Annotated in this window: 22 protein-coding genes; 11 read left to right on the top strand and 11 right to left on the bottom strand. The window is 67.8% G+C overall.

Annotation, left to right across the window (positions count from 1 at the left end; genetic code table 11):
- Nucleotides 1-932: 932 nt before the first annotated feature.
- The 3 genes from LDH66_RS18420 (at nt 933) to LDH66_RS18410 (ending at nt 3,520) form a co-directional block, all read left to right on the top strand.
- Entirely contained in the window at nt 933-1,226 is a 294-nt protein-coding gene (locus tag LDH66_RS18420) for a DUF8044 family membrane protein (RefSeq protein ID WP_226482541.1), read from the top strand.
- The gene (locus tag LDH66_RS18415) at nt 1,223-2,392 is read left to right on the top strand and encodes a DUF4350 domain-containing protein (RefSeq protein WP_226482540.1); all 1,170 of its coding nucleotides are present in this window, start codon (nt 1,223-1,225) and stop codon (nt 2,390-2,392) included. Before LDH66_RS18420 ends, LDH66_RS18415 begins: the two co-directional genes overlap by 4 nt.
- A gap of 84 nt (nt 2,393-2,476) precedes the next feature.
- On the top strand, nt 2,477-3,520 hold the full coding sequence (locus LDH66_RS18410) for an AAA family ATPase (RefSeq protein WP_226482539.1): 1,044 nt from the start codon (nt 2,477-2,479) through the stop codon (nt 3,518-3,520).
- Nucleotides 3,521-3,567: 47 nt separating this feature from the next.
- On the opposite strand, the gene LDH66_RS18405 is transcribed toward LDH66_RS18410, so the two are convergent.
- The 4 genes from LDH66_RS18405 to LDH66_RS18390 all read right to left on the bottom strand — a co-directional run bounded on the left by LDH66_RS18405 (nt 3,568) and on the right by LDH66_RS18390 (nt 6,826).
- Nucleotides 3,568-4,446, bottom strand: coding sequence for a DUF7982 domain-containing protein (locus LDH66_RS18405; protein WP_226482538.1), 879 nt, complete (start codon nt 4,444-4,446; stop codon nt 3,568-3,570).
- Nucleotides 4,443-5,033, bottom strand: a complete 591-nt coding sequence (locus tag LDH66_RS18400; RefSeq protein WP_226482537.1) for a DUF8163 family membrane protein — start codon at nt 5,031-5,033, stop codon at nt 4,443-4,445. The genes LDH66_RS18405 and LDH66_RS18400 overlap by 4 nt, the downstream gene beginning before the upstream one ends.
- Complete coding sequence (locus LDH66_RS18395; protein WP_226482536.1) at nt 5,030-6,583, bottom strand: DUF58 domain-containing protein; 1,554 nt, start codon at nt 6,581-6,583, stop codon at nt 5,030-5,032. Before LDH66_RS18395 ends, LDH66_RS18400 begins: the two co-directional genes overlap by 4 nt.
- A gap of 93 nt (nt 6,584-6,676) precedes the next feature.
- A complete protein-coding gene (locus tag LDH66_RS18390; protein WP_226482535.1) occupies nt 6,677-6,826 on the bottom strand; it encodes a hypothetical protein in 150 nt (49 codons plus the stop codon).
- 176 nt (nt 6,827-7,002) lie between these two features.
- Here LDH66_RS18390 and LDH66_RS18385 point away from each other — a divergent pair, with 176 nt between their 5' ends.
- From LDH66_RS18385 to LDH66_RS18365, 5 genes are all read left to right on the top strand, one after another.
- On the top strand, nt 7,003-8,175 hold the full coding sequence (locus tag LDH66_RS18385) for an NAD-dependent epimerase/dehydratase family protein (protein ID WP_226482534.1): 1,173 nt from the start codon (nt 7,003-7,005) through the stop codon (nt 8,173-8,175).
- Between the two features lie 3 nt (nt 8,176-8,178).
- Nucleotides 8,179-9,186, top strand: a complete 1,008-nt coding sequence (locus LDH66_RS18380) for an NAD-dependent epimerase/dehydratase family protein (protein ID WP_226482533.1) — start codon at nt 8,179-8,181, stop codon at nt 9,184-9,186.
- Nucleotides 9,173-10,189 (top strand): NAD-dependent epimerase/dehydratase family protein, encoded by a 1,017-nt coding sequence (locus LDH66_RS18375; protein ID WP_226482532.1) that lies wholly within the window; start codon nt 9,173-9,175, stop codon nt 10,187-10,189. The genes LDH66_RS18380 and LDH66_RS18375 overlap by 14 nt, the downstream gene beginning before the upstream one ends.
- Entirely contained in the window at nt 10,186-11,220 is a 1,035-nt protein-coding gene (locus tag LDH66_RS18370; protein WP_226482531.1) for a glycosyltransferase family 2 protein, read from the top strand. Before LDH66_RS18375 ends, LDH66_RS18370 begins: the two co-directional genes overlap by 4 nt.
- Nucleotides 11,221-11,290: 70 nt before the next feature.
- Complete coding sequence (locus tag LDH66_RS18365) at nt 11,291-11,944, top strand: class I SAM-dependent methyltransferase (RefSeq protein ID WP_226482530.1); 654 nt, start codon at nt 11,291-11,293, stop codon at nt 11,942-11,944.
- 226 nt (nt 11,945-12,170) lie between these two features.
- Here the strand turns inward: LDH66_RS18365 and LDH66_RS18360 are convergent, their stop codons facing one another.
- The 6 genes from LDH66_RS18360 to LDH66_RS18335 form a co-directional block, all read right to left on the bottom strand.
- Entirely contained in the window at nt 12,171-13,511 is a 1,341-nt protein-coding gene (locus tag LDH66_RS18360) for a glycosyltransferase family 4 protein (RefSeq protein ID WP_226482529.1), read from the bottom strand.
- Nucleotides 13,508-14,854, bottom strand: coding sequence for a nucleotide sugar dehydrogenase (locus LDH66_RS18355; RefSeq protein ID WP_226482528.1), 1,347 nt, complete (start codon nt 14,852-14,854; stop codon nt 13,508-13,510). Before LDH66_RS18355 ends, LDH66_RS18360 begins: the two co-directional genes overlap by 4 nt.
- Complete coding sequence (locus LDH66_RS18350; RefSeq protein WP_226482527.1) at nt 14,841-15,758, bottom strand: NAD-dependent epimerase/dehydratase family protein; 918 nt, start codon at nt 15,756-15,758, stop codon at nt 14,841-14,843. Before LDH66_RS18350 ends, LDH66_RS18355 begins: the two co-directional genes overlap by 14 nt.
- Nucleotides 15,759-15,824: 66 nt before the next feature.
- Nucleotides 15,825-16,904, bottom strand: coding sequence for a non-hydrolyzing UDP-N-acetylglucosamine 2-epimerase (wecB, locus tag LDH66_RS18345; protein ID WP_226482526.1), 1,080 nt, complete (start codon nt 16,902-16,904; stop codon nt 15,825-15,827).
- Between the two features lie 85 nt (nt 16,905-16,989).
- Nucleotides 16,990-18,174 (bottom strand): glycosyltransferase family 4 protein, encoded by a 1,185-nt coding sequence (locus tag LDH66_RS18340; protein ID WP_226482525.1) that lies wholly within the window; start codon nt 18,172-18,174, stop codon nt 16,990-16,992.
- Between the two features lie 130 nt (nt 18,175-18,304).
- The gene (locus tag LDH66_RS18335) at nt 18,305-19,540 is read right to left on the bottom strand and encodes a sulfatase-like hydrolase/transferase (protein WP_226482524.1); all 1,236 of its coding nucleotides are present in this window, start codon (nt 19,538-19,540) and stop codon (nt 18,305-18,307) included.
- A 273-nt stretch (nt 19,541-19,813) separates the two neighbouring features.
- On the opposite strand from LDH66_RS18335, the gene LDH66_RS18330 reads away from it, so the two are divergent.
- Together LDH66_RS18330 and LDH66_RS18325 are read left to right on the top strand one after the other, a co-directional pair.
- On the top strand, nt 19,814-21,016 hold the full coding sequence (locus LDH66_RS18330) for a glycosyltransferase (RefSeq protein ID WP_226482523.1): 1,203 nt from the start codon (nt 19,814-19,816) through the stop codon (nt 21,014-21,016).
- A 28-nt stretch (nt 21,017-21,044) separates the two neighbouring features.
- Nucleotides 21,045-22,583, top strand: a complete 1,539-nt coding sequence (locus tag LDH66_RS18325; protein WP_226482522.1) for a lipopolysaccharide biosynthesis protein — start codon at nt 21,045-21,047, stop codon at nt 22,581-22,583.
- A 70-nt stretch (nt 22,584-22,653) separates the two neighbouring features.
- Here the strand turns inward: LDH66_RS18325 and LDH66_RS18320 are convergent, their stop codons facing one another.
- Complete coding sequence (locus LDH66_RS18320) at nt 22,654-23,544, bottom strand: alkaline phosphatase family protein (protein ID WP_226482521.1); 891 nt, start codon at nt 23,542-23,544, stop codon at nt 22,654-22,656.
- Between the two features lie 240 nt (nt 23,545-23,784).
- Here LDH66_RS18320 and LDH66_RS18315 point away from each other — a divergent pair, with 240 nt between their 5' ends.
- Entirely contained in the window at nt 23,785-25,584 is a 1,800-nt protein-coding gene (locus LDH66_RS18315) for a hypothetical protein (protein ID WP_226482520.1), read from the top strand.
- Nucleotides 25,585-25,601 lie beyond the last annotated feature (17 nt).

Raw genomic sequence — 25,601 nt, 5'->3', positions numbered from 1 at the left:
TTCGGCCCGAGACCGCGCTTCCACCGGTCGAGTGGCACCAATGGACGTGCTTTGCCGAGGAATCAACGCGAGAGCCGCGGGAATCGCGTCCCGACCGCGAGGGCCTCCAATAGGATCGAACGATACGGGATTCGACGGGCACAGTAGCGCGTCCGTCGTTCCGCCCGTTCTCGAGAGAGAGAGACGTCTCCGAACCGGTTCGTCGGTTGGGCGGGTGACGGGGCCGACAACACTCTCGGTGTCGGTCTCTACCCGGATGCGAACCGAGCGGCGATCGGCTCTGAAATAGTATATCTAGATTTTACTTTGTGCCACCTACCAGATTTCATAGTATTTGAGCAGCGCTATCGGTCGCTCGTCGAACGTGCCTATCGCGGACGGTGATCGTCGCCGACTGCTAACTGGGAGGAAACCGGTACCGATTCCCCCTCCGTCCCTCTCGTTTTCGACCCCCGCAGCGGTCGCGGAGTCGGTCCGAACGAGTCCCACGGGGACGGCGGCCCCTCCTCGAGAAGCTACCTCCGGAGGCGGCGACTGGTCGACGCAGCACGCCGGGATGCCCCATCCCAGAACCGCGAGCGATGACGAACGATAACGGACCGCGAACGATAACGAATTCGTCGAGAAGGACTTCAGGAACGACTGACTACAGTATACATTACAGCCGTATGTCTGTAATACGTCTGTCGACCGAACGGTCCGATCGACAGTTCGTCATTAGTGGACAGTAATGGAAGGTTCTGAAAATACCGCTTTAAACAAAGTCTAGCGTTACCTAGTTATTATCTATGAATAATGTACAAAAACACCGGACAAGACGTGCTCTCGCGGAAAATCACACCGACTGCGGCCAGCTACTATTAGAAATAGCCGATACCTATCTCCAATTATCCTCCGCATAGTTAGATACAGCGACGGCGAAGGACCGCTAGATGGCGACTCCGCGCCGGATGCGGTTCGTCCGCGGACAGCTCGCGTGGATGGTAGCGACGGTACTCCTCCTGGCGCTGTTCGGCTCGCTCTCCGCCGAACTGTTCTTCGTGTGTTCGTTGATCGGCCTGCTCGTCGTCACGGAACTCACCGCGCCGGTTAACGTGACGCCGACGTGGCGATCTCGGCTGAAATGGCTCACGCTGCTCGGCCTCGTCGGGTTCGCCGCGCTCGTCGCCCACCGGCTTCTCGAGGTACTCCCGCCAGAAGTGCTTCCGCCGGAGGTGCTCCCGTGAACTGGCACGCCGGTACCGTCGACGAGGAGGGAATCGTCTGGCCGCGCGCCCTGTTGGTCACGCTCGCGCTGGCGACCGTCGGCACGCTGGGGATCCTCGCGGCGACGTCTACGGCGGCGTTTAGCCCGCACAATCCCACCTGGGACGGCGCGACCGACCTCCGCGACGAGATCGAAGCCGACCCCGACATCGAGAGCGAACTCATCCGCGATTCGATCGAATACGAGGCGTTTTCCGACGAGTCCGCCGCTAACGGGACGGTCGCGTTCGTCGTCGCGCCGGACGAGCCCTACACCGACGCGGAGGCCGCGCGGATCAGGACGTTCGTCGAGAACGGCGGCACGCTCGTCGTCCTCGAGAACGTCGGCGAGAACGGTAATGCGCTGCTGGCCGACGTCGGTGCTTCGGCCCGCGCGGACGGACGCCTGCTCCGCGACGAGTACGAGAACGACGGGGGGCCGGCGATGCCGGTCGCGACCGGCGTCGAGAACCACTCGCTGACCGACGGGGTCGACCGGTTGACGCTCAATTACGCGACGGCGGTCGATCCGGGATCGGAGAATACGACGGTGCTCGTCACGACGAGCGATCTCGCCTACCTCACCGCGGACGACGACCGGCTCGGGCCGGACGACGAACTCGGAACGTATCCGGTCGCGACCGTAGAGAGCGTCGAGCGCGGACGGGTCGTCACGGTCGGCGATCCGAGCCTCGTGATCAACGTGATGATCGGCCGACCGGACAACGGTCGGTTCGTCCGGGAGCTGTACGGCGACGCCGACCGCGTCCTGCTGGACGTCTCGCACACCGCCGACGTCCCGCCGCTGACCGCCGCGGTCCTGACGATACGCGCTGTTCGACCGCTGCAGTTGCTGCTCGGAGTCGGCGGCGTCGTCGCGATCGCAGCGGCGTCCGGACGACGCGCCCGCTCGGTGGCGGTGCGCGCCCGGCGACTGCTGCCCGGCGACCGCTCCCGACGCGCCGACCCGCGCGACGGCTCGGCATCGTCAGCGCGGTCGTCCTCGGTGTCCGTCCTGTCCGACGCGGAGCGGGAAGCGATCGTTCGACGACGGCATCCCGAGTGGGACGACGATCGGATCCAGCGCGTGATAGCAGACGGTACCCGTATCCGACGGGACCGTGATGACCACGATACCGTCGACTGAACGGGCCCGGTCCATGCGGCGGACCGGAGGCGCGACGAACGAACCCGTCCGAAGCGACCCGACGGACCAGACACGAGACTACGAATGAGCGAGAACGATCCGAGAACCGACGGCAGTCGTACAGACACGGGCGATCCGGAAGCGATCTACGACGCGTTACGCGCGGAGATCGGCCGCGTCCTCGTCGGCAACGACGACGCGGTCGAACTGCTCACGATCACGCTGCTAACTCGCGGCCACCTCCTGCTCGAGGGGGTCCCCGGCGTGGCGAAGACGACGCTCGCGACCCTCTTCGCCCGCGCGAGCGGCCTCGAGTACAACCGCGTCCAGATGACGCCGGACATCCTCCCGGCGGACATCACGGGGACGGAGATTTACCGGGAGAGCACGGGCACGTTCGAGCTTCAGCGGGGCCCGGTCTTCGCGAACGTGGTCGTCGCCGACGAGATCAACCGCGCGACGCCGAAGACCCAGAGCGCCCTGCTCGAGGCCATGCAAGAGCGCCACGTCACCATCGGCGGGGAGACCCTCGAGCTGCCGCGGCCGTTCGTGGTCATTGCGACGCAGAACCCGATCGAGATGGAGGGCGTCTTCGAGCTGCCGGAGGCCCAGCGCGATCGCTTCCAGTTCAAACACCGGATCGAGCTCCCCGACGAAGACGCCGAACTGGAGCTCGTCGACCGCTTCGACGACGAGCCGATGCTCGGCCCAACTGCGGTCGAGCAGGTCGTCGACCGCGAGGAGATACTCGCGGCGCGGGAGCGCGCCGACGACGTTCACGTCGCCCGCCCAGTCAAGGAGTACCTCGTCGATCTCGTCGGAGCGACGCGAGCCCACCCCGACGTCGCTCACGGAGCGTCGCCGCGGGCGACGCTCGCGTATCTCGACGGCGTCAAGGTACGGGCCGCGATTCGCGGTCGCGAGTACGTCATTCCGGACGACGCGAAGGCGCTGGCCGAGCCGATTTTAGCGCATCGGCTCGTGTTGACGACCGACGCTGGGCTGAGCGACGTCGCCGCGGACGAAGTCGTCGCGGACGTCCTCGAGTCCGTCGACGTCCCGGGGACCGAGGCGGGGCTCGAGCAGGAGGCAGTGAGCGACGGCGGCGACGCGGCCTCGACGGAGTGACGTCGGACCGAGAGAACACCGGTCCGGGCAGTCGGACGCGAGGCGAGTTACGCCGGCTCCCAGCGACACGTGATCAGCCACTCGGTTCGCTCCGCGCCGGAATCGACCTCGAGTTCGACCGGCCGATCGAGGGCGTCGGCCAACCCGGCCGCGAGAAACGAGGCGACGGGGTGATCGAACCGGTCGACGTCGCCGAAGGCGGACGATTCGACGGCGATGGTCGCGCGCCCGTCGTCGGCATCGACTGCCGGGTCGGCACTGGTCGCGAGCTCGAACTGTTCGACGAGGCCGTCGGCGAGCCGCGTCGCCGCGGCCGTCGGCTCGGCCGAAAGCGACTCGTCGAGCGTCCGCTCGAACTCCGCGAGGAGTCTACTACCGGTCGGCTCGAGGACGAGACCTCGGTCCGCCGATCCGGTACTGACGGGGCTCAATCGGTCGTCGGGGAGCTCGTACTCGGCCCGCTGTGGGACGAACAGCCGGACCGACGACGCGCCGGTTCCGGGGAGATAGAGGCGGTCATCCCGGAGGGCGAGTTCGTCGGCCAGGGCCTGCGCGTTCGTCGCGGCGGCGGCGTAGACGCAGTCGCCGACGTCGGCGGCGACGAACCGGCCGGGAGTGAGGTAGTAGGTGAGGATCGCGCCGAACAGGCCGGTCGCGCCGAGGGCGAACAGGACGTTTCGGCCGTCGGGAAACAGGCCGCCGCCGAGGACGGCGACTGCGCCGACGACGGCGAGCCATCGCGCGGTTCGGCGGTACATCCCCCGCATCGAGCGTGCGTACTCCGCCCGGAGGCGGGCGTTCTCTTCGGCCAGCAGTTCCGCCCTGGCGGCCGCCTCGGCCCGGTCCGGAGTCGATTCCGCAGCGGCATCGTCGCGCTGCGGCGGTCGTGAGTCGGTCCGATCTGGGTCGTCAGTGCTCTGAGTCATCGGTAGCTATCAGCGTCGGCTGTCGAGTCCGCGTCCGGCGGCGACGAACCGACGCGCTCCGTCGCCGCGGTCGCCGGTTCGGCGATCGACTCGCGCTGTCGTCGCCGCGGCTCGGTGCGGTCGCGTTCCCTGCGGTCGAGAACGAAGACGAGTCCGTATCGGTGGAGGCCGTACACGCCCCCGGCCAGGGCGGCGAGCGACGCGACGGCGGCCGCCCACAGCGGTCGCCCCGCCGGACCCAGCACGGCCCAGGCGATCCCCGCGAGCCCCCCGACGCTCGCGAGCACGGCCACGGTGTGGCCGATCCGAGCGCGCCTCGCCGTTCGCGGGGCCGACGCGAGCACGAGCGCGACGAACCCGGCCTCGACGATCGCGAACGGGACCGGGTCGATCCCGGCCGGAAAGAGCCCGACGAGCGCGACGTGGCCGATCGCCACCGCGGACGGCGTCTCGAGCACGTACCAGACGGCGACGGTCGCGACGCCGGCGACCACACCCGGCCAGCCGGCGGCGTAGGAGAACACCGCGACGAGCGCCGCGAGCACCAGGACCGTCGGCACGTCGAGATCCGTCGACCGGCCGCTCATCGTCGCCCACCCCGTTCGCGCCCGGCCTCGAGGACGGCCGCGAGTCGATCGCTGGGCCCGACTTCGAACGCGCGAACGCGGTCGAGTCGCGCGAGGTCGCGGCGCAACGCCTCGAACTCGAGGTAGCGGTCGTACGCCCGTTCGACGTCGTCGATACCGCCGGGTTCGTAGAGCACCGTCGGTGCGAGGAAGACCGTGACGGCGGCGCCGTTCGCGCGGGCCATCGACACCGTCTCGCGAAGCTCGGACGGGTCGGTGTCGTCGGTGAAGAGGACCGTCCACGTCGCAGACGCGTTCGACGTCAGCGCCGTCTCCACGGCGTCGAAGAGCGGGCGTTCCCGTGCGAGCCGGTAGTACCGCCCGGAATCGGCGTAGAACGGACGGAGCGTCTCCGCGAAGGGATCGCCGTCGCCCTCGAGATCCCGGACCGAGCGGCGAGCCGTCGCCCGCGTCGGCCGCTCGTGAATCGACGGATCGGGGTCGGCGGTCGCCCCAGCCGACCGTCCTCGCGCGGCGCACCCGCCGTCGCTCGCTCGCGTCGGCGCTCGAGCGGCCGGCTCGGCGGCGTGCCGGGCAGTCGACTCAGCAGCGCGTCGGGCGGTCGGTTCAGACGGCGTCGGCTCGACGTCGAGGAGTTCGCGGCGGACCGTCGCGTACGTCTCGGTCGTCGCGGTCGGCTCGAGACGAGTCGTCACGCCGCGGTCGTCGACGGCGACGAGTCCGAGCGGGTCGTCGAGTTCGCGGGCGCTCTCGGCCGTCGCGAGCATCACTTCTCGGAGGTAGTCGAGTTTCGTCACCGCCGGCGGGCCGGTCGAGAGGGACCGACGGTGATCGACCACGAGGAGGGTCCGACGCGTCGTCTCGGTCTCGTACTCGCGGACGTGGGGCGTCGCGAGCCGCGCGGTCGCCTTCCAATCGATCCGTTTGGCCGCGTCCCCGGGAACGTGTTCCCGTATTTCGGCCGGCTCGAGCCCGCGACCCGACCGACGCAGCGTGTGGGCACCGTACAGGCTCGCGAGCCGGTCGCCGCCCTCCCCGACGTGAATCCGCCGAGGGCCTCGCGACTCGACCGAGACCGTCGGTCGCTCGCCCGTCGCGAACGTCTCGACGAACCGGCCGTCGGTCGCGGTCACTCGAGCCGCGTCGAACCGGTGGCTCCCGACGACCGGCCACGTGACGGAGACGGTCTCCGTCGCGGTCGTCGCGTCCGGCTCGAGCGTCAGGACCGCCGCGTCGCGGTCCGACGTCGCCGCGGTCGGCAGCCCGACAGCTATCTCGAGGGCGAACGGCGCCGGGTCCGCGAGCGTCGCACTGATCGGGATCGGCGTCGACTCGTCGGCTCGAACGGGCGCGGACGGGAGCGATCGCGTCACCGAGAGTCGGCGTCTCGTCCGGTCGAGCGCGGCGAGAAACGAGTACTGCGACGCGAGGATCGATGCGCCGATCAGCACCGTTCCCGCCAGGGGGAGCGGCCGACCGATGACGACCGCGAACGCGGCCAGAAACCCCGCCAGGGAGAGACGGCCCCAGAGGTCACGCGTCAGTCGCATACCGTGTATCACGTCCTATCGGAGCGGTGTTGAAACTACTGGTCATCACCGATCGCTGCGACACCGCGCTAGGGAACGGTCGACCCGGACGACTCACTCCTCGTCACGGTTCTCGCTGAGGTGTCTCCAAATTTCGACGCAGCCCACGCCGTCCTCGATGTCGTCCATCAGTTCGTCATCGAGCAGTTCGCCGCATCGGTCACACGTCTCTGACGGCTCGTCGGAATCGCCTGTCTCAGCCATACGAACCGTTTTGCGACGTCACCGGCAATAAATTTGATTCACTAGATCCTTATACTATTTCGCCAAGTGAACGAAGATAGCTAAGATGTTCAGTAAATAATGGCGCTAGCATTATCATTGGATCTTTCCAATGGATACATTTTTTGCTATCGTTCGGATCACTATCTGGTAGCATCATGTCAATGCTGCTCACCGGTGGAGACGGATATATCGGCTGGCCCACAGCGGTTCGCATCGCATCCCGAACCGACGATCAAATCGTCCTCGTCGACAACTTCGGGCGACGAGACTGGGTCGAGACGGTCGGATCGACGAGTGCGACGCCCGTCGCCTCGATGACGGATCGGCTCGAGACGGTCGGCGAGGTCCACGGCGTTCGGAACCTCTCGTTCGTCGAGGGCGACCTCACCGACGGCGAGTTCGTCGACCGGCTGATCCGGATCCACGAACCCGAGACGATCGTCCACACGGCGGCCCAACCGTCGGCACCGTACTCCCAGATCAGCCGCGACCGGGCGAATTTCACTCAGCACAACAACCTCCAGGCGACGCGGAACCTCCTGTGGTCGCTGCGGGAACACGGCCTCGAGGACACGCACTTCATCGAGACCACGACGACCGGGGTGTACGGCGCGCCCGAGTTCCCCATCCCCGAAGGCGAGGCGACGATGGAACACGGCGGCGAGCGCGACGACGTCCCGTTTCCGGCGATGGCCGGGAGCTGGTATCACCTGACGAAGTCCCACGACGCGGCGAACATGCGGCTGGCACACGACCAGTTCGACGTTCCGGTATCGGACGTCCGGACGGCGATCACTCACGGCATCGAGACCGCCGAGACGGCGGCCGACCCCAGGCTCGGGACGCGGTTCGATTTCGACTACTACTTCGGCGTCGTCGCACACCGCTTCTGCGCGCAGGCCGTCGCCGGCTATCCGATGACCGTCTACGGACGCGGCGAACAGCGCAAGCCCTTCATCGCGCTCGAGGACGCCGTCGAGGGACTGGCGCGACTCGCGCTCGGAGATCCGGACGAGCGCCCCGACGACCACACCGTCTACAATCAGGTGACGCGGGCGATCAGCATCGTCGAGATCGCCGAGACCGTCGCCGACGTGGCGAACGAGTTCGGGCTCGGCGTCGAGGTCGAACACTTCGAGAACCCGCGGTCGGAGGACGAGACCCATGCGATGGAGATCGAAAACGATCGCTACGAAGCGTTGATCGACGGTCGCACGACGTCGTTCGAAGCGAGCGTTCGCTCGATCCTCGAGACGCTTCTCAGGTACGAGGACGTCATCGTCGCGCACGAGGACCGATTCCTCCCCGACGTTCTGAGTGAGGGCTGACCCGTGCGGATACTGGTCACCGGCGGCTGTGGCTACATCGGGAGCGCGCTCGTTCCTCGCCTCCGCGAGAACGAGGCGGTCTCGGAGGTCGTGGTCCTCGACTCGCTCGCGGCCGGCTCACCGCGGGCGCTGTTGGGAGCGATCGGTGACGACCTCGAGTTTCGGCGAGGTGACGTCAGAGACTACGAGGCCGTCGAGAGCGCGATGGGCGGCGTCGACCGCGTGATCCACCTCGCGTCGATCACCGGCGCCGAGAGCACGCACGACCGCCGCGAGGAGACGCGCGCCGTCATCGTCGGCGGCACCGAAAACGTCGTGACCGCGGCGAGCGAGGCCGGCGTCGAATCGGTCGTGTACGCCTCCTCGTGCAACAGTTACGGCTACGCCGCGGACACGAACATCGACGAGACGACGACGACGGCACCCTGCAATCCGTACGGCGAGGCGAAAGTCGAGGCCGAGCGGGCGGTCCGTGACGCGGCGGACGCCAGCGACTTCTCGGCAACGTCGCTCCGAATGAGCACGAATTACGGCTACGCGCCGGGGATTCGGTTCAACCTCGTCGTCAATCACTTCGTCTTCCGGGGACTGACCGGCCGGCCGCTGACGGTGTACGGCGACGGCGAGAACTGGCGGCCGTTCATTCACGTCCGGGACGCCGCTCGAGCGTACGAACACGCGGCGGTCTCGCCCGAGCAGTGGCCGCGAGACGTGTACAACGTCGGGAGCACCGACCAGAACTACCGCATCGAGGACGTCGCTCGCGTCGTCAGCGAGGAACTCGGCCGAGACCTCGAGATCGCCTATCTCGAGGACGAACGGCCGGGCCCGTCCTACCACGTCGAGTTCGACCGCCTCTCGGAGACGGGGTTCGAACCGTCGTGGACGCTGCGATCGGGGGTTCGAGAGCTCGCCGATCGGTTCGCGCAGTCGCGGGACACCGCCGGTACACTGGACGCGTCGCGACCGAACTCGCCGTCGCAGGAGGTGAACGTCGATGGCCACCGATGAGGGCGGCTCCGGCGTCGCATCGACGGGCGACGAGTCCCGGCAGGTACGCGTCGCGGTCACCGGGGCGGCTGGCTATATCGGGAGTCGCGTCGTCTCGCTCCTCCAGTCCGAACGTCCGGCGTGGTCGATCACGGCGATCGACGACTTCTATCGCGGCTCGCTGCGACGGATCGGCGACGTCACCGTCGAGCACGTCGACGTTCGCAACCGCGACCGCCTGTGGGACGCCCTCGAGGGGGCCGACGTCGTGATGCACCTCGCCGCGATCAGCGGCGTCGAGGACTGCGAGGCGAACCCGGAGCTCGCCTACGAGAGCAACGTGACCGGGACGAGCCACGTCGCGCGGTTCTGCCGGCGACGCGGCGCGGCCCTGATCTTCCCCGCGAGCATGGCGGTCGTCGGCGATCCCCAGGAGTTCCCGATCACGGCCGATCAGCCGCGAGAACCCCTGAACTGGTATGGACGGACCAAGCTCGCTGGCGAGCGGCTCGTCGACGCCCTCGCCGAGGACTCGTTCCCGGCGCACCTGTTCCTCAAGTCGAACCTGTACGGCGATCACACGATCGACGGCCAGGTCATCACGAAGGGAGCGGTGCTCAACTTCTTCGTCGAACGGGCGCTCGCGGCCGAACCGCTGCCCGTCTACGAACCCGGGACCCAATCGCGGAACTTCGTCCACGTCAAGGACGTCGCTCGGGCCTATCTCCGCAGCGCCGACGTGCTCGTCGACCGGCTGGACGAGGGAGCGACGGGCACCGAAGCGTTCACGATCGCCAGCGACGAGGACCCCAGTGTGATGGCCCTCGCCGAGGTCGTCAGCGACTGCGTCGACGACGTGTTGGGCATCGACGTCCCGACCGAACTCGTCGAAAACCCCCGCGGCGACGAGACGCTCGTCGACGCCTTCCCGGTCGAGACGACGCGGACGCACGACCGCCTCGGCTGGGACCCGACGCACACGGTCGAAGACACGATCCGACGACTCGTCGAACGGAACGCATGAGTCCGATTCCGCCAGACCCGCTCGACGTCGCGTTGCTCGCGCTCACGGTCGCCATCCTCTACTGGGGATTCGACCGCTACCGGCGACGGTTCGATCGACGCGACCTCGCCATCGCGCTCGCGCTCGCGAGCGGCGTGGCATCGCTCGTGTTCGTCCCGGAGGCGTTCGACCTCGTCGGGACCGCGCTCGAGATCGAACGGCGCTACGTCGTCGTGTCGCTGCTCGCGACGCTCGTCCTGCTCGGCGTCGTCCTGTACGCGCTGAGCGTCGCCAGGGCGGCCCGCGACGAGGTCGCGGCGCTGACCCGATCGCTCTCCGTCGAGCAGGCCCCGCGGACGGACGGCGGCGCGGAGACGGTGTTCGTCGTGATTCCCGCGTACAACGAGAGCGATACCGTCGGCGCCGTCGTCTCGTCGCTGCCGGAGTCGGTCCGCGGATACGACGTCCAGCCGCTGGTCGTATCGGACGGGTCCGCCGACGAGACCGCCGCGCGGGCCGCCTCGAGCGGCGCGATGGTCGTCGAGCACCCGATCAATCAGGGCCAGGGCGGTGCCCTGAAGACCGGGTTCGAGATCGCACTCGAGAACGACGCGGTGATCGTCGTCACGGCGGACGGCGACGGCCAGCACCCCTCGTCGGAACTGGACCGGCTCGTCGCACCGATCGTCGAGAACGAGGCCGATTACGTGATGGGTTCGCGGTACCTCGGCGTCGATCGCTCCGGCAACGGCGTCGTTCGACGGACCGGCATCCGGTTCTTCACCGGCCTGATCAACGTCCTGATGAACACCGACATCACCGACTGTACGAACGGCTACCGGGCGATCCGGGGATCGATGCTCGAGCGGCTCACGCTCACCGAGGAGCGCTTCAACGCCCCCGAGTTGATCATCGAGGCCCGGAAGAACGGCCTCCGACTCGAGGAGATCCCGATCAGGATCGAGGATCGAAAGGACGGCGACAGCAAGAAGCCGAAACTGGGATTCGCGGTCGGTCTGACGCGGATCATCGTGGTCGCGTGGCTGCGATGACGCCGCGTTCGACCGCATGCGGCCGGCGACCGACGGCGACGCGACTGCGGAACGCACGGACCTGATTCCAATGAGAGCGAACGAAACGCGGAAACGAAACGTCGAAACGACGTTCGAACGCTGTATCGAGCCCCACGTCAGAGACGAGACCGTCCTCGATGTCGGGTGCGTCGCGCACGACTCCGCCAAGCGACACGACGAGGCGTGGCTCCACGAACTCGTCGTCCGGGCGGCCGACGACGCGCTCGGCATCGACGTCCTCGAGGACGAACTCGCCGCGCTCGCTGAGGCGGGATACGACGTCACCACCGGCGACGCACAGGATCTCGCGCTCGAGGAGACGTTCGACGTGATCGTCGTGGGCGAACTGATCGAACACCTCGTCGACTTCGACGGGCTACTGGCGTCGGTCGACGAGCACCTGGCCGACGGCGGCAAACTCGTCGTCACGACGCCGAACGCGATGGCGGTCCACTGGACCGCGCTCCGCCTCCTGGACCAGGAGTTCGTCAACACCGGCCACACGTGCTGGTTCGACGCCACGACCCTGACCCAGCTCCTCGAGCGGTACGGGTTCGAACCGATCGAGATCGCGTACGTCGGCGACTGTCGGCTCACGCTCGCCGATCCGCTCCAGATCGGCGGCTGGCTGTGCGAGCGCGTCCTGCCGGACCGGGTCGGCAAGAGCACGCTCGCCGTCGTCGCCGCCCGCAGCGGCGAGTAGTCGATCGCGTTCGGAGACGCGGCCGGCGGCCGCTCGTCGATCCCGACTGTTTTCGACCGCTGGTCGGTCCTGACTGCTTTCGACCACTCGTCAATTCCGACTCGTTTGACCGGTCGATCGTCTATCGGCCGCGCTCGCCGACCGGCGGCGGCTCGCCGGCCGCACCGCTGCGAGCGATGCGCCGGACCATTCGACGAGGAGAGAAAGGGAAGCGAGCGAGTGACGACTACCGACGGAGGCCGGCGGCCGCCGCGAGCCGACCGAGCCGGGCGCGGAGCCCGGAGCCGGCGGCCCTCCGCTCTCGAGCGACTCCCGAGAGGAGGTCGCCGACCCTGTCGCCCAGTTCGTTCCAGCGGTGTTCCCGGTCGACGAACTCGATTCCGCGCCGCCCCATCGCTCGCCGCCGCTCTGGGTCAGTGGCGAGTTCCCGGAGCGCCGTCGCGACGGCGTCCGGCTCGTTCTCGACGGCGAGTCCGGCCCCGGCGTCCGCGGTGACGGCCTCGATCTCCGCGACGGCGCTGGCGACGTAGGGCGTGCCCAGCGCCATCGTCTCGAGGAACTTCGTCGGCCGCGCGTACTCGAGGGTGCGATCCGTCTCGAGGGGCACCAGGCTGATCGCCGACGACGCCACCAACCCCGGGATCTCCTCGCGGGGGACCGGCCCGTTGATCCGAACGCTCTCGTCGATGCCGAGGTCGGAAGCCAGCGCCTCGAGTTCGGCCCGGCGCTCGCCGAAGCCGTAGATGACGAGGTCGTGGTCGATATCGGCACGTCGGAAGCCGCGCAGGAACGGCTCGAACGCCTGCCCCTCGCCGAGCTTGCCCGTGTAGACGATTCGGGGCCGGTCCTCGCTCGCGACCGAGGGATCGAAGAGGTCGTCGTCGACGCCGAACGGGACCGTCTCGATCTTCCCGTCGTCGAGGTCGTACGTCTCGCGGTAGTGGGCCGCCATCGTCGGCGTGAGCGTGACGAGCCGGTCGCAGCGCTCGAGGGCGACCCGTTCCGCCCACCGCAGCAGCCGGTAGGCGAACGACCGTTCGTCGGTGAACCCGAAGTCGACCGCGTTGTCGAGCCAGCGATCGTAGACGTCGACGACGAGGCCGCGTCCGGTCGCCAGCGCCGCGAGTCCGGGTAGGAGCGTCGTGTGCGGACCGATCTGGACGACGACGCAGTCGTACTTGCGGCCGTGAACGAGCACGTAGATCGTCGCGAGAATCGCGAAGACCCCGTGGTTCAGGATCCGCTCGAGGTCAGTCCGTTCCTCGACGGGCTGGTAGGTGAACAGTCGCGTGACGGGAACGCCGCCGACTCGCTCGCTCGACCACGGACTGTATCGCCGCTCGAACTCTCCGACGGGAACGGACGGCTGCGGGCAGACGACGCGCGAATCGAGGCGATCGGGCGCGTTCCGGAGGAGTTTCTCCCACCGGTGTGCGCCGGCCATCGACTCCGGCGGAAACAGTTGCGAGACGACCAGGACGGACGGGTCGTCGCCCCGTTCCGTCCGCTCGCCGGTTGAACGCCGGTCCGACGACGGTGACCGCGTCGGCGTGGCGTCCCCGGTCACGGTTCGATCGGGTTCTCGACGCCGAACTGGAGCAGTTCGATGCCCGCGTCGTCGAGCCGCACTCGGTGCTCCGCGAGGGCCGCCACCGTCTCCTCGTGGGGAACTAACTGGACGACGACGTCCGGCGACTCGCGCTCGAGGACCGACCACAGCTCGTCGTAGGATAACTCGTCGACGTGGCGGTCGTAGTGGCGGACGCGGTAGCCGTCGGCGCGCAGGTCGGCGACGATCCGCTCCGCGGGGCTGTTCCGGCGGTCGTCGACGTTCGGTTTGTACGCGGCCCCGAACGCGACGACCGTCGGGTCCGCGAGCGGGGCCAGCGCCCGGCGGACCTTCCGCGCGGCGACGGCTGGCATCTTGTCGTTGATCCGGCGCGCGGTCGTGATCAGGTTCGTGTGCTCCGGATCGACCTCGTTCAGGAACCACGGGTCGATCGGCAGGCAGTGACCGCCGACACCGATCCCCGGCTGCAGGACGTCGACGCGCGGGTGATAGTTCGCGAGGTCGATCACCTCGCTCGCGTCGACGTCGAGCTCCTCGCCGATCAGCGCGATCTCGTTCGCCAGCGCGACGTTGACGTCCCGGTAGGTGTTCTCGACGAGCTTGCAGAGCTCGGCCGACAGCAGGTCGGTGTAGTAGACGCTCCCCTCGAGGAAGGGCTCGTAGAGCATGGCGGCGCGGCGGCGGCTCCGCTCGTCGATCCCGCCGATGATGCGGTCGTTGGTGACGAGTTCCTCGAACACGTCGCCGGGGAGGATCCGCTCGGGCGAGTGGGCGAGCTGGATCTCCGCGCCCGGGTCGAGCCCGGCCGCCTCGAGGGCGGGGACGACCGTCTCCGCGCAGGTCAGCGGCGGCACCGTCGACTCCACGTTCACGAGGTCGCCCGGCTCGAGGTACGGCCGGATCGATTCGAGGGCGGCCTCGAGCGCGGAGAGGTCCGGACTCTTGTTCGGCTCGGTCAGCGGCGTCGGAACCGAGACGACGAACGCGTCGCCGTCGGTCGGCTCTGTCCGCGCCTCGAGGTTTCGCTCGACGGCGTCGGACTCCAACAGCGCCTGCAGTTCGGCCTCGTCGACGTTCAGGGTCCCGTCGTTGATCGCCCGGACGAGGTTGCTGTCGATGTCGACGCCAACGACTCGCTTGCCGCGGTCGGCGAGCAACAGCGCCAGCGGCAGGCCGACGAAGCCGGTGCCGACGACGACCACCTCCTCGATCGGCTCGAGAGCCGGTCCCTCGGGGTCGCTGGGAGCGGGGCCGTCGCGGGTCCCGCCCGAGTCGAACTCGTCGTCACCGGACCGTGCCGGTTCCACTGCGCCGTCGCGTCGCGGATCACTCGATGTCATAGTGCTCGCGCATCCAGTCGATCGTTCGCGGGATCCCCTCCTCGAGGGAGACGCGCTGTTCGTGGCCGAGGTCGCGCACGGCCTTCTCGACGCTGGCCTTCTTGTTGAGCGTGTTGTGTTCCTCGGTCCCTCGGTACTCGACCTGTTCGTCGTCCTTGCCCAGGTAGCCGAGCACCATGTTCGAGAGCTCCTCGATGTCGTAGTACTCCTCGCCGGCGATGTTGTACACCTCCCCGGGATGGAAGGAGTCGACGACGTTCGCGAGCGTGCGAACGGTGTCGTCGATGTACGTGAACGAGCGGTGATGGTCCTCGTAGACGTGGTACGGCAGGTCGTGTAACGCGCGGTAGCAGAACTTACAGACGACGCTCCGGTACTCGCTGTAGCGCTCGCCCGGCCCGTACGTGTTGAAAAAGCGGACCCGCACGGACTCGGTGCCGTGCCGGTCGGCCGCGTTCATGATCTGCTGTTCGTTGACCCACTTCGAGATCGCGTAGTCGTTCAGCTGCCGCGGCCCCTCCTCGAGGGGTACGGACTCCTCCATCACGTCGTCGTAATCGCCGTACACCTCGCTGCTCGAGGAGAAGATCAGTCGGAAGTCGTGCTCGGCCTGCAGTCGGCACACGTTCTTCGTGCCGACGGCGTTGGACTGCCACATCGTCTCGTAGAAGTCCTCGCCGTTCCGGCGGCCGAACTCCGCGCCGAGGTGGTAGACGTAGTCGAACTCGCGGTCCGCGAAGACCCGCTCGAGCTGTCGGTACTCGCTGACGTCACAGCGGTAGTACCGCTCGCGTTCGTTCCACGGGCGGTCGGCGACCCAGACGTCGTGGCCGCGTCGTTCGAGCTCTTCGGTCAGGGGCGCACCGATCGCTCCCAGTCCACCGGTTACCAGCACTGATGCCATGACTCGACGCTCCACGGACAGTGGTAATTATCTTATGACAGTTGTCCGCCGAAAGGTACAGATACCCTACAGTAAGGCGTCCAAAATCCGGTCGGCGGCGTCGCCGTCGCCGAACGGATTCGACCACGTACTGGGCCGATCGACCATCGCCTCGGCCCCCTCGACGACGGCCGCCGGGTCGGTCCCGACGAGTCGGTTCGCACCGATATCGACCGTCTCCGGTCGTTCGGTGCTGTCTCGAACCGTGACGCACGGCGTCCCGAGGATGCACGCTTCCTCCTGGACCCCGCCCGAATCAGTGATCGCGAGGCTCGCGTGGTCCTCGAGGGTCAGGAAGTCGAGGAAGTCGAGCGGGTCGACGAGCCGAATCGGCTCCGGGACCGACAGCTCGAACGCCGCGAGCGTCTCTCGCGCCCGCGGATGGATCGGATAGACGACCTCGCGGTCGGTCCGCGTCGCGAACGCGCCGACGCCCTCGAGGATCCCCGCGAAGCGCTCGGGGTCGTCGACGTTCTCCGCTCGGTGGGCCGTCAGGAGAGAGAACGACCCGGGCTCGAGGTCGTATTCCGCGAGCACGTCGCTCTTCTCCGTCGCCAGCTCGCGGTGCTGCAAGACGGCGTCGACGATCGTGTTACCGGTGACGCGGACGCGATTGCCGTCGATCCCCTCCGCCGCGAGCAGCCGCGCCGACTCGTCGGTCGGCGCGAAGCAGTGATCGGCGACGTGATCGACCAGTACGCGGTTGATCTCCTCGGGCATCTCGCGGTCGAAGCTCCGCAGTCCGGCCTCGACGTGCGCCAGCGAGGCCTCGCGTTTGCTCGCCGTGATCGCCCCGGCGAGCGCGGAGTTCGTGTCGCCCTGGACGACGACGTGGTCGGGTCGCTCCGTCTCGAGAACGCCCTCGAGCCCGCGGATCATCGCGGCCGTCTGCTCGCCGTGGTCGCCGGAACCGACCGCGAGGTCGTGGGCCGGCGTCGGCAACTCGAGTTGCTCGAAGAAGACCGTATCGAGCGACTCGGAGTAGTGCTGTCCGGTGTGGACGACGACGTGCGGGATCGCCCGCTCGAGACACGCCCGAACGAGCGGCGAGAGCTTGATGATCTCCGGTCGAGTGCCGAGCACGAACGCTATTCGGGGGGTCGACATGTGTGTCTTCCCCAATACGTCTGGGGTGAAAAATACGCAGCCCGTAACGACCGGCTTCGCGAGGCAAGCCGACCGTTCGCCGCCCCTATCGGGCGCGTACCGACTCGATCGGCCGCGACGTCGCCGACCGGGACAGGGCCGCCTCGTACAGGTCGTGATGGCGTTCGACGCATCGCTCCGTCGAGAAACGGGCGATCGCCCGGCGTCGCGCCGCCGCGCCCCGTCGACGCCGTTCCGCGGGGGCCGCGAGCGCCTCCCGGATCGCGGTCGCGAGCGTGTCCGGGTCGGCCGGGGGCACGAGCCAGCCGTGGGTACCGTCCGCGAGCTGTTCGGGCACGCCGCCGACCCGCGTGGCGACGATCGCCGACTCCATCGCCATGGCCTCCAAGACGGCTATCGGGCACGCTTCCGTCACGGAGGGCAGGACGAACACGTCGAACGACGAGAGGAGTCGCGGCACGTCCGAGCGATGGCCGAGGAACCGAACGGTCCCCTCGAGCCCGAGGCGCGCGCGAAGGCGGCGGAGTCGGTCCGCGTACTCCCGGCGAGACTCGAGCAGTTTGCCGGCGATCGGAACGGCGATCGGTCCGACCCGGTCGCGGACGCGAGCGATCGCCCGCAGCAGGTACTCGTGACCCTTGACCGGGTTGACGTTGCCGACGGTCCCGACGATCGGGACGTCGTCGGCGACGCCCAACTCCTCGCGGACGGTCCCGCCGTCGGCCACCGTCGACGGATCGAACGCGTCGACGTCGACCGGCGGGTACACCGTCCGCGTCGGAACCGCGTCGTCGAAGAAGTGGTCGCCGACCGCGTCCGCGGCGAGGGCGATCTCGTCCGCCGTCGCTCGAGCGAGCCGGGCCGCGATCCGGTCGAGCGGCCACGGCGTGCCGGTGTCGTTGAAGAACCACGCCAGCGGCGTGTCCGTCCGCCGGGCGGCGATCGCGGCCGGAACGGCGAGGGTCATGCTCGCGTGGACGACGTCGATCTCCCGGCGCTCGATCGTCGCCGCGAGCCGGGAGACGGACGGGAGAAAGCGAGCGGCGAAGCGCGCGTTCGCGAGGACGTTCGGCGGCGGTCGCATCTGTGACGGCCCCGGACGAACGACCTCGAATCCCTCGTCCGTCGCCGTGCGCTCGAACGCGTCGTCGCCGTCGGGCAGGTGAAACACCGTCTCGATACCGCGGTCGCGAAGCCCCGTCGCGACGGCGAGCGCGCGCAACTGGGGACCGCCCACTCGAGGGTCGGCGAGGCTATTGAGGACCCGCATTCGTGCCCGAAGCGTTCGACGCGGTTCGGTATAAAACGTACCGGTGAGCGGCGGGAAAACTCGCCGTTTACTCGCGGCCGACGCCGCGCGAAACGATCGTAGGTCGGCGCTACGCCGGACGGGGGTCGCGCTACGTGTACCCCAGATCCCGAAGTCGTTGCTCCGCGTCCGCCGAGAGATCGACCCGCTCGCCGGTGACCGAATCCGCCGTCAGTCGCTCGAGCAGTTGCGTCGCCTCGCGCTCGGAAAACGCCGGCTCGCCGTACTCGCTCGCGCCGCCGCTGACGTACGCGCCGAGCGCGTGCGGGAGGTGTCGGCGAACGTATCCGCGCTTCGCGCTCGCGACCGCCTTTCCGGCGAGGACGAGCAGCCGTTCCGGCAGCGGCGTCCGGGCGAACGCGTAGCCCCCGCCAGCGTCCCAGACCCCCTCGTAGTGGAGCGAGCCGGACCCGAGCGGGAGCGACGACGGTAGCACCCGATTCTCGTACGCACAGGGTCGGGGCTCGTCCGCGAGTGCTCGCGCCGCCGACCGGCCGTCGAACGACGTCGACCGGTCCACCGGCGGCTCGACGCCGAGCGCGTCGAGGATCGTCGGGAGCAGATCGGCGTGGTGGAATGCGACGTCGTCGATCGTCATTGCCGGGAGCTCCGGATGGAAGAACGCCGTCGGCACGTAGACGAGTTCGGGCCGCATCGGCGAACTGTGCCCGAGTTCGCCGCCCTCGCCGAGCAGTTCACCGTGATCCGAGGTGTAAATGACGAGCGTCTCCTCGGCGAGCCCTGCCTCCTCGAGGCGCGTCAGCCGCTCGAAGAAGCGGTCGGTGTCCAGTTCGACGCTCCGCCGATACTCGTCGCGGAGTCGCTCCGCGTCCGCACCGCCCCGCCGCCGGAAGTACTCCGATGCGGTCCCGGCGAAGTCGCCGTACGGCGCGTGTCCGCCGGGCCCCCGTTCCATCGCGACGAACGGCGGCTCGAGGCCGTCGAACGGGTCGTCGACGGCCGGCGGCTCGACGTCGAGGACGGAGTGGATCGGATCGACGGCGTTTCCGTGCTCCCGCTCGGCGTACGCGAAGATCGAGTTGAGAAAGCGCGTCTCGCGGTCCGGCACGTCGAACAGCCGGAACGCGTCGGACGGCAGTCGGCGATCGAACGTGACGACGCCGTGGTTCGTCGCGTAGCGACCGGTCGCCAGCGAGGCGAACGAACTGGGACTGTGCGTCGAGGCGCTCACCGTTCGCACCGTCGCCGCCCGATCGGATATTCGATCCGACGTCGCGTCCCAACGGACGGCGTCGCCGACGTAGACGAACACGTTTTCCACCTCGAGCGCCTCGAGCGCCGCGACGAGCTGACGGCTAGCTGTCATCGGCCCAACTGATCACCCGCACTGTAAGGAAAGTTTCGGTGAATCCCCCGTCTTCGCGCGCAGTGGAACGAGTACGGGGCCATTACGAACGGTAATGGAGATCCGTAATGGCTCTCGGATCGCGTGCGAACGGTGCGGTGGGTCCGACGAACGGACCGCGCGTGGTCGCGTCTCGATGCCCCGCCGGCCGCGGTCTCGGGGATCATGGCCGACGGTATCGATCACGAGTATCGCGTCAAGAATTAAGGTGCGGTCGGTGGAAGACCGGGTCGGATGCCCTCGAGTTCGATAGCGCTCGTCGTGTTCGCAGCGGAGTTGGATCGCGAACACGCGGCCTACGGGGCAGTACAGAACTTCGTCGACGTCTACGAGTCCGACGTCGACCGAATCGCCGTCGTCGGCCCGGAGCACATCGATATCGATCGGTCGGTCGTCGATCCGGTCCCGGTACAGCGCCCGGAATCGAGCGTCCCGCCGGCGGCGGTCACCGGATACGTCGGCTATCAGTTACGGATCGCAGCGGCGCTCTGGCGGGACCGCGACCGGCTCGACGCCGCGTTCTTTCACATCGGCGGGACCATGCTCCTCCTCCCCCTGCTCGCGTGCAAACTCGCAGGCGTTCGAACGCTGCTGTTCGTGACCGGAACCGTTACCGAGGGCGTCTACGCCCGCCGCGGGACGGGACCGCTCGTCCGGGGACTCGCCAGCATCGTGGACCTCGTCGAACGCGTCACGTGTACGCTCGCCGACGACGTAATCCTCCTCTCGAGCGGGATGGACCATCCGGCGCTCGAGTGGCCGACGTCGCCGACGGTCCGGGCCGTCAACGTCAACTACGTCGACTGCGAGGCGTTCGCGAAGCGAACGCCGATCGAAGAGCGACCGGTCGACGTCGCCTTCGTCGGGCGGTTCGCGGCCGTCAAAGGGATCGACGACATCCTGGGAGCGCTCCCCCTGCTCGTCGAGTCGAATCCGGATATCCGGATCGCGTTGATCGGCGACGGCGAACTCTCGGCGGAGGTCGCGGCGTTCGTCGACCGCCACGACCTCTCGGAGAACGTGACCTGCACCGGCTGGGTCGACCACGACGAGCTCCCGGCACATCTCGACGACGCGCGAACGCTGCTCCTGCCCTCGAGGTCGGAGGGCGTTCCGAAAGCCGTTCTCGAGGCGATGGCCTGCGGGACGGTCCCGGTCGCCGCCGCGGTCGGGGGCATTCCCGACCTCGTCGACGACGGATCGAACGGGTTCCTGCTCGGAGACACGGACCCGGCCTCGATCGAGCGGACGGTGACTGCCGTCCTCGAGCGCGACGATCTGGACGCGGTGAGCGACGCCGCTCGCGACTACATCGAGCGCAACTACGCCTATTCGACGATCAGGGAGCGGTATCGCCGCATCCTCCTGGAGGGCGAGACGGAACGAGCGACTGCTGAATCGGGTCGAGACGCCGAATCGGGTCGGGAAAGCGTATGACGACCGACGGGCGAACGCGGAGGCGGCGATGAGTCGAAGCATCGTCCGACGGTTCAGCGCCGTCTTCGGCTCCAAGGTCGGCGTGTTAGCGCTGACGCTCGTCACGACGCCGATCCTGGTTCGCCTCCTCGGGAGCGGCGGCTACGGCGATTACTCGTTCCTGCTCTCGACGCTGCAGTGGGTGCTGGTGTTCGTCTACGCCGGGGCGTTCAAGGGGACCCGGAAGTTCATCGCCGAAGACCGATCCGACGACTGGACGGACCACGTGTTCGCGTTCTACTTCCGGCTCGTGGTCGTCCTCGCGGCCGTCGTGGTGACCGCCGTCGTCCTCCTCTCCCGATCGTCGCACGTGGTCTCGTTCCTCGGTCCGGAGTTCTCCCGGTACTTCGCCGTTCTCGCGCTCATCATCCCCGTTCGAGCCGTCTTCCGAATCGGACGGAGCACCCTCATGGGGCTCGGCCTCGAGTCGTACTCGGAGCCGCTCCAGATACTCGACCGCATCCTCTTCGCGGCGATGATCGTCACCGTGAGCGTCGTCGGCGGGGGCGTCGCGGCCGCCCTGACGAGTCGGGTCGTCTCGACCGGGATCGCGGCCCTCCTCGCGCTCGCGCTCGTCTCGCGTCGGATCGATCTCTCGAAGCTGGCGAGCCGTTCGGCGGGGCCGGTGCCGGCGAAGCGCCTCGCGATCTACAGCGGATCGACGATGGCGCTGTCGTTCCTGTTGCTCTCGCTGTACCACGTCGACGTCATCCTCCTCAGACTGCTCGTCGGGAACACGGCGACCGGCTACTACCGCGCGGCCCTCGTCATCGCCGAGTTCCTCTGGTTTGTGCCCACCGCCATTCAGATCACCCTCCTGCACTCAACGTCGCAACTCTGGGTCGAGGAACGATACGATCGGCTCACGGAGATCAGTACGCGAGCGGTCCGGTACACCGTCCTCTGTACGGCGCTGCTGGCCCTCGGTGTCGCCGGGCTCGCCGAACCGGTTCTCACGCTCTACTTCGGACCGGCGTTCGACGCGGCCGTCGTCCCGCTACTGTTGTTGCTGCCCGGCGCGATCGGGTTCGCGATCGCCCGCCCCGTCTTCGCGATCAGCCAGGGACAGGAGCGGCTGCGTCTCCTGCTCGGCGTCACGGGCGTCGCGGCGCTGCTGAACGCCGCGTTGAACCTCGTGCTCGTCCCTCGATTCGGGCCGAGCGGGGCCGCGATCGCGACGAGTCTCGGCTACGGATCGATGTTCGGACTCCACGTCTGGAACGCCCGCGGGCTCGGGTTCGATCCCCTCGCCGACGTCCGCGCCCTCCCGGTCGCGGGAACCGTGCTGGCTGCCGCGGTGCCGATCCTCGGTCTCCCCCGCCTCCTCGAGTCGGACCTGCTCTCGCTGATCGTCGTGCCGCCGGTCGGTGCCGCGGCGTTCGCCGCGCTCGCGCTCGCGACCGGTGCGGTACGCCCGGGAGAGATTCGACGCGTCGCGTCGGCCAGTCCCGTTCCGACGACCCGACTGGCGGTGCTCTGTCCCGATCGGGTCGTCGACGCAGTCGGATCGAGGGATCGCGACGGGTAGATCGGTCGCGAGGGATCCGAACCGCCACGGGTGGATCGACGCAGCGTGGATGCGGCGCTCAGCCGACCGGTCAGAGGTAGCCGAGGTCCTCGAGATGCTCTCGAGGGGCATCGATCGTCGCGTTCGTCCGTTCGGATCGGTCCGCGTCGATCCGCTCCTCGAGCCACTCGCGAACCGACAGCACGTCCGTCGGCAACGGGCCGGGTTCCGTCGTCGAGACGAGCGCGTGATCGGAGTGAACGCCGGGCTCGGGATCGTCAGTCGCGGTCGTCTGCATCCCGTGATCGGAGAGGACGACGAGTCGGTCCACGCGAGACCGGAGCCAGCCGAGCAGCGAATCGACCCGCTCGTAGATCCGGCGAAGCGCCGTCGGCCGTCGCGCGTACATATGGCCCGTGTGGTCGAGGATGTGAGCGTGAACGCCGACGATCGGAACGGACGACAGCGATTGCCCGGCGAGCCACCCGAAACAGGAGCCGGTCGTGCCGAAGTAACGACGAACGAACTCGTCGGTCGACAGGTCGCCGTCGGTCACTCGCTCGAACCACTCGCCCTCGCGCTCCCAGACGTGACAGGGCGTCACGCCGGGCCAATTGCGGACGGTCCCGTCGTCGAAGACGGTCGTCTCGTCGGTGCGCGGGTAGCCGCCGTCCGAAAACTGTGCTTTGAGATCGGCGAGGCGCTCGTGCATGGGATCGGGGAGCAGTCGTACCGCGCGGACGACGGCGCTCAGGCCGGTCGCATTGTCCCAGCCGACGGTATCGAGCGTGACGCCGTGATCCGTCGGCAACAGTCCGGTCGCGATCGTCGGCCACACCTCGAGCGTCGCCGGGACATCCAACGAGTGCGTGATCGACTCGAGTTCGCCGTGGTTCTCGAGGAGCATGTTCTCACACCCCCACCGATTCGCGAGGCGGTAGTCGGCGGCGTCGAGACCGAGTACACAGAGCGTGTCTGACATGTCCCGCTCGTCACTGTAAAAACGCTTAAACCTAGTTGTCGAACGGAGTGCCAAACGTATCAACGACCGGAGTAAATTAGTTCATACCGTATAGTTTCGCAAATAATGGTGCGTCATCCGGATCGGCGTTCCCGACGAAAATCGATAGCGAAGTCAAACGTCGGGATGAAATACACGAGATCGTACCGATTGGGGTAACCTTTTGGTCGTCACGGTAGTCGACGGTGATAGCGACGACAAATGAACCACCGGTGGCGACTCGTCTCGGCAGTCACTGCGCTGGCTGCGATCGGCTTCGTCGGGAGCGTCCTGACGACGCCGCCGGCCACGGGATACGAATCGTCGATCCACGACGCTTACCCGCCGCAAGCGTGGGTCGGATTCGGGCTGGCACTCGTCGGCGGCCTCACGCTGGTGTTTCGCTCAGCGATCACCGATCGTCCGGGATGGCACCACGGTGTCGTCACGCTCGGCAGCGTGTACGCCGTCTTCTTCGCACTGCCGCTCTTTCGCGGCTACTACGTTTACGGCACGCCGATGTCCGACGCCTTCTACCACTTCGGAATCGTCCGAGACGTTCTCGAAACCGGCACGATCCCCGAAACCGGGTATCCGGCCACTCACTTGCTGTACACGACGCTGACGACCGTCACCGGCGTCCCTGTACGCGTGTTACAACCGATCGTCACGTTCTGCTTTTTCCTGTTGTTCGTCGGCTCGTGTTTCCTCCTCGGGCTGTCGTTTTTCGGCCGGCGCGGCGGCCTCGCGACGCTCGGGGCCGCGATGCCGCTCGTCTTCGTCTCGCATCACCTGACGACGCTCCCCTGGCTGTTCGCGCTCCCGTCTCTCCCGCTCTCGCTGTCCCTCGCTCACCGCTGGGCGAGACGGCGCTCGAGTCGGACGGGCATCTTCGGCGCGGCACTCGTCTGTGGTCTCGCGCTCGTGTTCTACCACCCGGTGACGGCGCTCGTGACCGTGCTCGCGCTCGTACTGTACGCGGGCGTCGTCGCCGCGCCGTCGCTCCGCCGTGTTCGCCGCGACGAAACGGAATCCGGACGGGTGTACGCAGTCCCCTACTGGTATCCGATCGTCCTCGCGATCGCTGGCGTCCTGTGGTATCTCTCGATCAGCCGCGTTACCCACTTCCTCGAGCGGGTGGTCACCAGCGATATCGACGGCGGTGCCGCCGGCTACGCGAGCACCGCCCAGCAGACCAGTTACTCGACGTGGGAACTGGTCTGGGAGTTTCTCGTCTTGGAATGGGGAACGGTACTCGTCTACGCCGGCGTCGGGGCGGTCGTCGCCGCCGTGATCCTCGGTCGCCTCCTCAGGAGACACAGCAGCCGTCTCGAGACACTCTGTGTCGCCCAGTACGGCGCGGGGATCGGCGTCGCGGTCCTCTTCATCGGTGCGCGGGTGCTCTCCCGCAACGTCGTCCGGATCAACAACTACACCGTGATCGGAGCGATTCTACTGATCGGACTGGCGATCACCGGCCTCGCATCGTTCCGCGACACCGTCGACGACCGGTGGAAACGACGAGGGGCGACGGTCGCCCTCTGCGGCCTCTGCGTGACCGTTATCGTCGTCGCGTTGCTGGCGGGCGCGGTCGCGTACGAGGACGAGCGCCACGTGACTCACGCGACGATGGCCGGTGCGGAGTGGCATCACGAAAATCACGAGTCCGGAATCGACACGCGGGCGTTCCGAATGTCCGAACAACTTCAACGGTACTTCGACGGGACGACCGGTGCGGACCCCGACGACCGTCAGTTCCACCGATCGCTCGAGGGATATCAGCTCCCGACGAGGGTAGGCTACGACGATCACGGGTCGGTCGGCGATGTCTACGAGAACGAGACGTACCTCGTCACGAAAACGGCCGACGTCGAGTGGGCGGCGAACCGACCGCCGGATCGCCGAGCGGAGATCGATCATTACACCGCCGGCGACCTCGCCCGCCTGCGAGCCGACCCGACGGCCCACCGCGTCTACAGCAACGGCGATTTCAGCGTCTGGCTCGTCGACCCCGACGAATAGACGAATCGGGCGTCCGC

Source organism: Natrinema amylolyticum, from assembly GCF_020515625.1.
GTDB lineage: Archaea > Halobacteriota > Halobacteria > Halobacteriales > Natrialbaceae > Natrinema > Natrinema amylolyticum.
This window is presented reverse-complemented; position numbering and strand designations above follow the sequence as displayed.

Bases quoted from the DNA above. Each gene is read 5' to 3' on its own strand.
- wecB (WP_226482526.1), bottom strand. From the start codon at position 16,904: ATGTCGACCCCCCGAATAGCGTTCGTGCTCGGCACTCGACCGGAGATC.
- LDH66_RS18390 (WP_226482535.1), bottom strand. From the start codon at position 6,826: ATGGCTGAGACAGGCGATTCCGACGAGCCGTCAGAGACGTGTGACCGA.
- LDH66_RS18370 (WP_226482531.1), top strand. From the start codon at position 10,186: ATGAGTCCGATTCCGCCAGACCCGCTCGACGTCGCGTTGCTCGCGCTC.
- LDH66_RS18420 (WP_226482541.1), top strand. From the start codon at position 933: ATGGCGACTCCGCGCCGGATGCGGTTCGTCCGCGGACAGCTCGCGTGG.
- LDH66_RS18325 (WP_226482522.1), top strand. From the start codon at position 21,045: ATGAGTCGAAGCATCGTCCGACGGTTCAGCGCCGTCTTCGGCTCCAAG.
- LDH66_RS18385 (WP_226482534.1), top strand. From the start codon at position 7,003: ATGTCAATGCTGCTCACCGGTGGAGACGGATATATCGGCTGGCCCACA.
- LDH66_RS18350 (WP_226482527.1), bottom strand. From the start codon at position 15,758: ATGGCATCAGTGCTGGTAACCGGTGGACTGGGAGCGATCGGTGCGCCC.
- LDH66_RS18315 (WP_226482520.1), top strand. From the start codon at position 23,785: ATGAACCACCGGTGGCGACTCGTCTCGGCAGTCACTGCGCTGGCTGCG.
- LDH66_RS18395 (WP_226482536.1), bottom strand. From the start codon at position 6,583: ATGCGACTGACGCGTGACCTCTGGGGCCGTCTCTCCCTGGCGGGGTTT.
- LDH66_RS18340 (WP_226482525.1), bottom strand. From the start codon at position 18,174: ATGCGGGTCCTCAATAGCCTCGCCGACCCTCGAGTGGGCGGTCCCCAG.
- LDH66_RS18355 (WP_226482528.1), bottom strand. From the start codon at position 14,854: ATGACATCGAGTGATCCGCGACGCGACGGCGCAGTGGAACCGGCACGG.
- LDH66_RS18365 (WP_226482530.1), top strand. From the start codon at position 11,291: ATGAGAGCGAACGAAACGCGGAAACGAAACGTCGAAACGACGTTCGAA.
- LDH66_RS18410 (WP_226482539.1), top strand. From the start codon at position 2,477: ATGAGCGAGAACGATCCGAGAACCGACGGCAGTCGTACAGACACGGGC.
- LDH66_RS18375 (WP_226482532.1), top strand. From the start codon at position 9,173: ATGGCCACCGATGAGGGCGGCTCCGGCGTCGCATCGACGGGCGACGAG.
- LDH66_RS18400 (WP_226482537.1), bottom strand. From the start codon at position 5,033: ATGAGCGGCCGGTCGACGGATCTCGACGTGCCGACGGTCCTGGTGCTC.
- LDH66_RS18330 (WP_226482523.1), top strand. From the start codon at position 19,814: ATGCCCTCGAGTTCGATAGCGCTCGTCGTGTTCGCAGCGGAGTTGGAT.
- LDH66_RS18335 (WP_226482524.1), bottom strand. From the start codon at position 19,540: ATGACAGCTAGCCGTCAGCTCGTCGCGGCGCTCGAGGCGCTCGAGGTG.
- LDH66_RS18405 (WP_226482538.1), bottom strand. From the start codon at position 4,446: ATGACTCAGAGCACTGACGACCCAGATCGGACCGACTCACGACCGCCG.
- LDH66_RS18320 (WP_226482521.1), bottom strand. From the start codon at position 23,544: ATGTCAGACACGCTCTGTGTACTCGGTCTCGACGCCGCCGACTACCGC.